At 73.6% G+C, this 7,587-nt stretch carries 6 protein-coding genes and 1 pseudogene; 1 reads left to right on the forward strand and 6 read right to left on the reverse strand.

Features of this window, described 5'->3' with window-relative positions:
- Positions 1 to 490 (reverse strand): annotated as a pseudogene (locus AB0H87_RS34720) (hypothetical protein); the annotation flags it as partial.
- A 375-nt stretch (positions 491 to 865) separates the two neighbouring features.
- Between AB0H87_RS34720 and AB0H87_RS34725 the strand changes: the two are divergent.
- Complete coding sequence (locus AB0H87_RS34725; RefSeq protein ID WP_360155603.1) at positions 866 to 1,504, forward strand: hypothetical protein; 639 nt, start codon at positions 866 to 868, stop codon at positions 1,502 to 1,504.
- Positions 1,505 to 1,602: 98 nt separating this feature from the next.
- Here the strand turns inward: AB0H87_RS34725 and AB0H87_RS34730 are convergent, their stop codons facing one another.
- From AB0H87_RS34730 to AB0H87_RS34750, 5 genes are all read right to left on the reverse strand, one after another.
- Complete coding sequence (locus tag AB0H87_RS34730; protein WP_360155606.1) at positions 1,603 to 2,805, reverse strand: CoA transferase; 1,203 nt, start codon at positions 2,803 to 2,805, stop codon at positions 1,603 to 1,605.
- 2 nt (positions 2,806 to 2,807) lie between these two features.
- Positions 2,808 to 4,277, reverse strand: a complete 1,470-nt coding sequence (locus AB0H87_RS34735) for a dihydroorotase family protein (RefSeq protein ID WP_360155609.1) — start codon at positions 4,275 to 4,277, stop codon at positions 2,808 to 2,810.
- The gene (locus tag AB0H87_RS34740; protein ID WP_360155612.1) at positions 4,274 to 5,641 is read right to left on the reverse strand and encodes an FAD-binding protein; all 1,368 of its coding nucleotides are present in this window, start codon (positions 5,639 to 5,641) and stop codon (positions 4,274 to 4,276) included. The genes AB0H87_RS34735 and AB0H87_RS34740 overlap by 4 nt, the downstream gene beginning before the upstream one ends.
- A complete protein-coding gene (locus AB0H87_RS34745) occupies positions 5,638 to 6,270 on the reverse strand; it encodes an aspartate/glutamate racemase family protein (RefSeq protein ID WP_360155614.1) in 633 nt (210 codons plus the stop codon). The genes AB0H87_RS34740 and AB0H87_RS34745 overlap by 4 nt, the downstream gene beginning before the upstream one ends.
- An 11-nt stretch (positions 6,271 to 6,281) precedes the next feature.
- Positions 6,282 to 7,587: MmgE/PrpD family protein (locus AB0H87_RS34750; RefSeq protein WP_360155617.1), on the reverse strand; the 1,306-nt coding region annotated here is incomplete at its 5' end.

The following is a 7,587-nucleotide window of genomic DNA, read 5'->3' on the forward strand; positions in this document are numbered from 1 at the left end:
GGTCAGCGAAGACTTCGCGATCCTCGCCGACATGCTGCAGCCGACCCTCGACGAGATCGAGGCGGTCGGCGCGCAGGGCGGCGTGATGACCGGCGCCGCTGTACCGGTACCGGTCGGCGACGAGCCACGCGGCGCCGGCGGCCAGGACCAGCGGTCCGCCGAAGAGCAGGGAGAGCACCATCACCGTGTTGGCCTTCGCCCGTCCCAGCCAACGGCGGAGAAGGCCGGGCAACACAAGAGTGACGGCACCGGCGTAGAGCAGCGTGGTGCCCTCCAGCGCGAAGGCGAAGCCGATCAGCAGGACCAGGGTGACCAGCGCGTGCTGCGCCAGCCAGATCCGCCGGGCACGGAGCGCGTGCCGCAGCACCGGCTCCAGGTCGTATCCGGTGCTGGGCACGACAGCGCGGTGCGCGTCCGTCATCAGCTCGGCGACGACGTTGTCCGCGAAACCGGGGTCGACATAGGACGCGCCACACAGGTACCGCGTCATGGCGCCAAGGCGTCCGTCCGACTGCTGAGCCGGCCCTGAATGGTCGAAAAGCAAATGCTCGTCGCGGCCGCGGGAATGTGCGGTATACACGATGTGGCTTTCTGTCGCAGCGATTCTTGAACGGTCCGACCCTACGGCCAATCTTCGTGATCGTCGCTGGTGGCACCCGTCCGGTCGACCGCCGCGCGGGTGATTGCGGAATCTCTGAACGGGCCCGAACAATGGGCTGTCATCGTGCCCTGCCACGGAGGAAAAGCGCCCGTCATGGCGACCTGGTCCTGCGCCGAATGCGGTCACCCGAATGGGTTCGAGAATCGCGCGTGCGCGCTCTGTGGTGCGGTCGGTCTCGAGGACGGGCCCGCCGAGACGGCGGTAGTGGCCACCTCTCCGGAGCCACGTGCGCCCCGCCGTTCGACGCGGCCCGTCCTCCTGGCCGCCGCCGCGGTGCTGCTGCTCGCGGGCGGCGCCGGCTACTGGTGGACGCGCGGGGAGCAGACGCCGGCCGGGTCGGCACCGCCGCCGGTCACCGGGACCGCGCCGGCCATCGTGGACGAGGACTACGAGCCGCCGCTGCCCACCGCCCCCGAGCCGTACCAGGTGGGGCTCGTGCTCGTGACGGACCAGTCGGGCGACTATCGCGTCGGCGGCGTCGCCGCGCTGTTCAACGGGCACTTCGGCAGCATCAACGACCGGAACTACCCGGCCGCGGCGAGCTGGTTCGACCCGTCCGGCGTGGTCGACCCGACGGACCCGGCCGCGGTCGCCCGGTTCGCGCAGGACATGTCGACCACGTCCGACAGCGACGTCGTCCTGCGGTCGGTCACGAGCGGCCCGGACGTCGACACCCTGCTCGCGCGGGTCACGTTCCGCAGCATGCAGCAGGCCGGCTACGGCCCGGCCGAGCGCTCCACCGAGACCTGCACCGACTGGGACGTCACCTATGTGCTGCGCACCGCGGCGGACGGCTCGTACCGCATCGTCCGTGGCACGGAGGTGACGTCCCTGCCCTGCTGACCGGGACGCCTGATCAGTTCCGGCCGCGCGGGCCTGTCACCGGCCGCCAGTTGGCGGCCACGTTCGGGTCACCGGAGCCGCTCCGTTGTGTTCTTGGCCTAGCCGGCGACGCCGCGCTCCCGGAGGGCCGCCAGTTCCTCCGGCGACAGGCCGAGCTCGTCGCCGAGCACGGCGTCCGTGTCGGCGCCGAGTGGGCGACCGGTGAACCGGATGCGGCCCGGCGTGCGGCCCATCCGGCACAGCAGGTTCTGCATCCGCATCGGGCCGAGGTCCGGGTCGTCCACCGTGGTCACCAGCTCCAGGGCCCGCACCTGCGGGTCCTCGAGCAGCTCGCTCGGCTTGTAGACCGGGCCCACCGCGGCGCCCGCCTCGGCGAACGCCCGCAGCACCTCGTCGCGGGTGCGCGCCCCGATCCACTCCCCCACGTAGCCGTCGAGCAGGTCGGCGTGCCGGGCCCGCTGGCGGCCCGTCGCGAACCACGGCTCGTCGATCACCTCCGGGTGGCCGACCAGCGTCAGCACCCAGCGGGCGATGGTGTCGGCGCTGGTGGAGACGGCCACCCAGTGCCCGTCCGCGGTCCGGTAGGTGTTGCGCGGCGCGTTGTTCGCCGACCGGTTGCCGGTGCGCTGCTGGTCGATGCCGAGCTGGTCCGCGTAGATGACGCCGGGCCCGACCGCGGTCATCATGGGGCTGAGCAGGTCGAGGTCGATCTCCTGCCCCCGGCCGTCCTTCTCCCGCTGGAACAGCGCCATCGACACCGCCGCCGCACCGGCCATGCCGGCGATCGAGTCGGCGAGGCCGAACGCCGGCAGCGTCGGCGGGCCGTCCGGCTCACCGGTCAGGTGCGCGAAGCCGCTCATCGACTCGACCAGGGTGCCGAACGCCGGGCGTGCGGCGTACGGGCCGGACTGGCCGAAGCCCGTGACCCGCAGCAGGATCAGGCCCGGGTTGTCGGCCGCGAGCACGTCGTAGCCGAGTCCCCAGCGCTCCAGCGTGCCGGGCCGGAAGTTCTCGATCACCACGTCGGCGGTCGTCGCGAGCTTGCGGAAGATCTCCGCTCCGGCCGGGTCGCCGAGGTAGAGCCCGACGGTCCGCTTGTTGCGGGCGACCATCTTCCACCACAGTGGCTGGTCGTCCTTGGCCAGACCGTGCCCGCGCATGCCGTCGCCGCGTCCCGGATGCTCGATCTTGATGACCTCGGCACCGAAGTCGCCGAGGACCTGCGCCACCAGCGGGCCCGCCAGGATGGTCGACACGTCGAGCACCCGCAGGCCCGCGAGGGGTCCGTCCGTATCAGACACGCTCACCCCTGGTACGGCCGGTGGACGTAGCGACCGCTCGGGGCACCGACCACGTTGCCGGCCTCGAGCACCCGCTGCCCGCGCACCCACGTGTCGGTCACGCGGGCGCCGAGCTCGAAGCCCTCGAACGGCGTGTACTCCTGGGTCGACTCGGAGTCGGCCGCGTGCACGGTCCAGGACGCGTTCTCCACGAGGCACAGGTCCGCGTCGAAGCCGACACCGATCGTGCCCTTGCCCGGCAGGCCGTAGCGGCGGGCCGGGTTCCACGCGAACAGCTGCGCGATCCGCTGATGCGACAGGCCCCGCTTGCGCCCCTCGGAGACCAGCCCGGGCACGAGGTACTCCGCGCCGCCGAAGCCCGACTTGGCGGCGAACACGTCGTCGCGCGGGTCGCCGAACTTCATCTCGTCCTTGCAGCAGGCGTGGTCGCTGACCACCCAGTCGACGCTGCCGTCGGCGACGTACTCCCAGAGCGCCTCGACGTCCTCCCGCGGTCGCAGCGGGGGGTTCACCTTGCCGCCGAGGCCGTGCGCGGTGTCCACACTGGCCAGCAGGTGGCCGATCGTCACCTCGCGGCGGAAGTCGACGTGCGGGAACGTCTTCGCCATCAGCATCGCCGCCTTGAGCGCCTTGCGCGACGACAGGTGCAGCAGGTTGATGTTCGGCAGGCCGGTCTCGTCGGCGAGGAACGCGGCGATCGTCACCGCGAGCCCCTCGGAGTGCGGCGGCCGCGACGCGCTGTAGGCGGCCAGGCCCGACAGGGAAGCGTCCTGCTCGACCAGCTTCGTGTACGCCGTCATGATCTCGGCGGTCTCGCAGTGCAGCGATAGCGAGACGTGCGGCGCGGCCTCGGTCAGCTTCTCCCTGGCCGCCTGCACGCCGCGCATCACGAACTCGAAGTGCGCCAGGTCGTACCGCTCGTCCGGCGGGATCATCAGGAACGAGCTCTGGTCGGACGACCGGCCGTGCAGCCCGTGGCTGCCGTAGAACATGAAGATCTTGAACGAGGTGACGCCGAAGTTCTCGACGATCGACGGGATCTCGTCGATGTGCTCCTTCATCATCGGCGCGAGGTGGAAGCCGTAGTCGATGAACGAGCGGCCCTGCGACGCGGCGAGCACGTGCGGGAAGAACTCCGCGTACGCGCCGCCGCGGTTCAGGTAGTACTGCCCGGTGCGCATGTAGGTCAGCCCCGTGGTCACGCCACCCTGCGCGCTGGCCCGGCTCTCGGTCGTCGTGTCGTCGGCGAGCGGGTTGTAGATGCCCCAGTGCTGATGGGCGTCGACCGCGCCGGGGTACGCGATCCGGCCGCGACCGTCCACGACGGTCTCCGCGTCGGACGCCGGGATGTCCGCCTCCAGCCGCACCACCTTGCCGCCGGCGATGCCGATGTCGAGTGCGTCGCCGTCCGGCGAGCCGGCGTCGGGCCGTACCACGGTGACGTTCCTGATCAGGGTTTCCAGCGGTTTCATGCTCTTCCTTCCGTGGTGACGGCCACGTGGTTCGCGGCGAGGTAGGCGAGGCCGAGGGCGGGCAGCAGGCCGTTGCCGGCCAGGTAGCCGGCCGCGCCGTGCCCGGAGACGCCCGCGGCGGCCCCGCCCGAGGCGTAGAGCCCGGCGATCGACGTGCCGTCCGGGCGCGACACCCGGGCGTGTTCGTCGACCACCAGGCCGCCCTGGGTGTGGAACAGCGCCGGCACGACCCGAGCCACGAGGTACGGCGCGTCCAGCGGTGCTTCGAAGAACGTGCGGCCGAACCGGTCCGGGCGATCGCCGCGGGCGACGGCCGCGGTCTCGGCGAGCTCGGCGGCCACCGCGTCGGCGGGCAGCCCGGTGACCGAGGCGAGCGCCGCCGCATCGTCGGCCGGCAGCAGCGCGCCGGACTCGACGCTCTGCCGGAAGTCCGTGAACGGCAGGCAGGCGTCGTGGATCCGCTGGTCGAGCACCAGCCAGCCGAACGCGTCGGGGCGGGCGGCGAGGGCTGCGGCGTACTCGGAGTAGCCGGTCGTCTCGTCGCCGAACCGCCGGCCGGTCGTGTCGAGCAGGAAGCCGCCGTGCATCACGGTCGCCCACCCGACCAGCGTCGCGGAGCGGGCGGCCAGCGCGGCGTGCCCCTGGTACGCGTCGAGGAAGGCGGTCTGCGCGCCCAGCGCCGTGCCGATCCGCAGCGCGTCGCCGCGCGACGTCTCGCTGCCGTGGTAGACGGCCTTGGCGATCTCCGGGAGGTGCGCGGCGACGAGTGCCCGGTCGGCCCCGTAGCCATTGGTGGCCAGCAGCACCGCCCGGGTGGCGATCTCCTCCCGTCCGCCGTCCGGGCGCTCGACGACCGCTGCCCGCACGGCGCCGTCGCCGTCGAGCAGCACGTCGACCAGCCGGGCCGGCACCAGCAGGTCGATGCCCGCGTTCGCCACGCGGTCCACCAGGTGGTCCAGCAGCACGGTGCCGTGGCGGCCCTCGACGGTGTGGCAGCGGTCGACCGAGTGGCCCGGGTAGTGGAAGTCCGTGACCAACGACAGCCCCAGCCCGAGGTCGTCGGCCAACCATTCGACGAGCGGTGCGCTGACCGTGCCGAGGGTGCGGGCCAGGCGCTGGTCACCCGCACCGTGCGTCTTGCGGGCCACGTCGGCCGCGAACAGCTCCGCCGAGTCCTCGATGCCAACCTCCCGCTGCCAGCGCGAGCCGGCGCCGGGGATCATCGCGGTCGACATCGAGGTGTTGTTGCCCCGACGGAAGTGCTCGCTCGCCTCGACCACCAGCACCTCGAGGCCGAGCTGGGCGGCGCGCAGGGCGGCGACCAGCCCGCCGCCCGCGCCGGCCACGACGAGGTCGAGGCTCATCGGCCGGCCCCGATCAGCCGCAGGGCGAGCGCGGTCGGGTCGACCACCCGGGCCGGCAGGTCCATCCCGTCCGGCAGGTCGACCGCGGAGCAGCCGTTGATGACGTCACGGGCCCCGCTCGTGGCCAACGTGCCGACCACGCCGCCGAGGGCATCGGCCCAGCGGGCGTCGTCGGCGATGGCGTGCACGTCGAGGTCGAGCACCGCGACGCCCAGCAGCTCCGCGGACCAGCCGTAGACGGCGGCCCGCGCCACGATCTCGTCGGCGATCGCCTTGTTGCGGGCGACCGCGGCGGACTTCCGGCCGGTCAGCACCGACCAGCCGAGGCTGAGCCGCAGCAGGCCGAAGACCGGGACCGGCAACGTGCCGGCGAGGTGCGCGACGCCCGGGTCGAGCACGCAGTCCGGCAGCAGCGCGTCGAAGTCGTAAGGCGCGCCCTTCAGCGCCTCGATGACCAGGGCCTCGCTCGCACGCACCTGGGCGTCGGTGTCCAGCGCGCGCGGAGCGGCGGGGCCGATGTCGTGCAGCACCACCTCGACGCCCGGCGGCGCCAGCGCGGCGTACCGCGCCTGCCGGCGCGCGAGCTCCTCGACGTCGACGTGGATCGGGGTCACGGCGTAGATCCGCACAACGGTTCCTCTCAGATCTCGGCGAGCCGCCGGAGCGCCGGACCGACGTCGGTGGCCGCGGCCAGGCCGGTCGCGACCTCCCGCACGGTCCGGACGGCGCCCGCGTCGAGCAGGCGGCCGAGCAGCGCGAGCACGTCGCCCTCGGCCATGGGGTGGTGGGCGGCGTCGCCGACGGGGTTAGGCACCTCGACCACCTGCGGGTCCTGGCCCGCGACGTGGACGGTGACCCGGGCCGCGCGCTCGTCGGGCAGCCGGGCGTCGAGGTCCAGCGCCACCCGCAGGGCCACCTTGGCGGCCAGCGCCCGGACCCGCGGGTCGTCGCGCCGGTCGTCGGCGGAGACGGCGGGGTCGACGGTGCCGTGCACCAGCGCGGCGGCGACCACAAACGGTGTCGAGAACAGGGCGCCCAACCGGCTGTCCCAGGTGGTCCGGTCGAGGGCGCCGCCCAGCGAGTGTGTCTCGACGACGATCTCCTCGACGGCGCCGAGGTCCAGGCCGCGCATCGCGAGCGCCGCGTCGGCCGCCGGATGGGTGAACGAGCAGGACGCGTGCCGCTTGAAGTAGCCCCGCTCGACGTCCCAGCGCTCACCGAGCGCGTCGGTCAGCGGCGCCGGGTCGAACCGGCCGAGCACGTCGCCCAGGGACACCGCGGGTGTCCCGGTGTTGCGGGCGACGCCGGCGGCCGCCATCCGGGCCGCCGCGAGACCGGACACATTGGACGCGCCGAGCCAGGCGTCCCGGACCGGATTGCCGTCCAGCGCGCTCGCGAAGTGGCCGGCGACCGGCAGCCCGGCGCCCGCGTCGATCGCGCCGGCCACCTGGTCGGCCGGCAGCCCGAGCAGCCGGGCACAGCCCGCGGCGGCGCCCGCCACACCCCAGCTGCCGTGCGGGTGCATGCCGGCCCGCAGGCTGGTCGCCCGCCCGAACCGGGCCGCCACCTCGTAGGCGGCCAGCAGTGCGGCCATCGTCTCGGTGCCGGCCGCGCCGAGGTCCGCGGCGAGCGCCAGCACGGCCGGCAGCCCGTGCGCGGCCGGATGACCCTTCGCGAACTTGTGCCCCTCGTCCAGCTCCAGCCGGGCCAGGGCGGTCGCGTTGAGCCAGGCCGCCGCCTCCACGGTGGTGGTCGCCCCGCCGCCGACCAGCGGCGCCGGGCCCGGACCGGGCCGCCAGGCCGCGGCCAGGGCCCGCTGCTCGGGCTGCCGGGCGCCGACCACGGTGACGCGGCCGTGATCGCGTCCGTCTCGATGCAGTCCGGCTTGCGCCACTTGGACCCGGCCCGGGGGTAGCCCGGCGTGACGACCTTGACGTTCTTGGTGC

It is taken from the genome of Asanoa sp. NPDC050611 (assembly GCF_040654855.1).
Classification (GTDB): domain Bacteria; phylum Actinomycetota; class Actinomycetes; order Mycobacteriales; family Micromonosporaceae; genus Asanoa.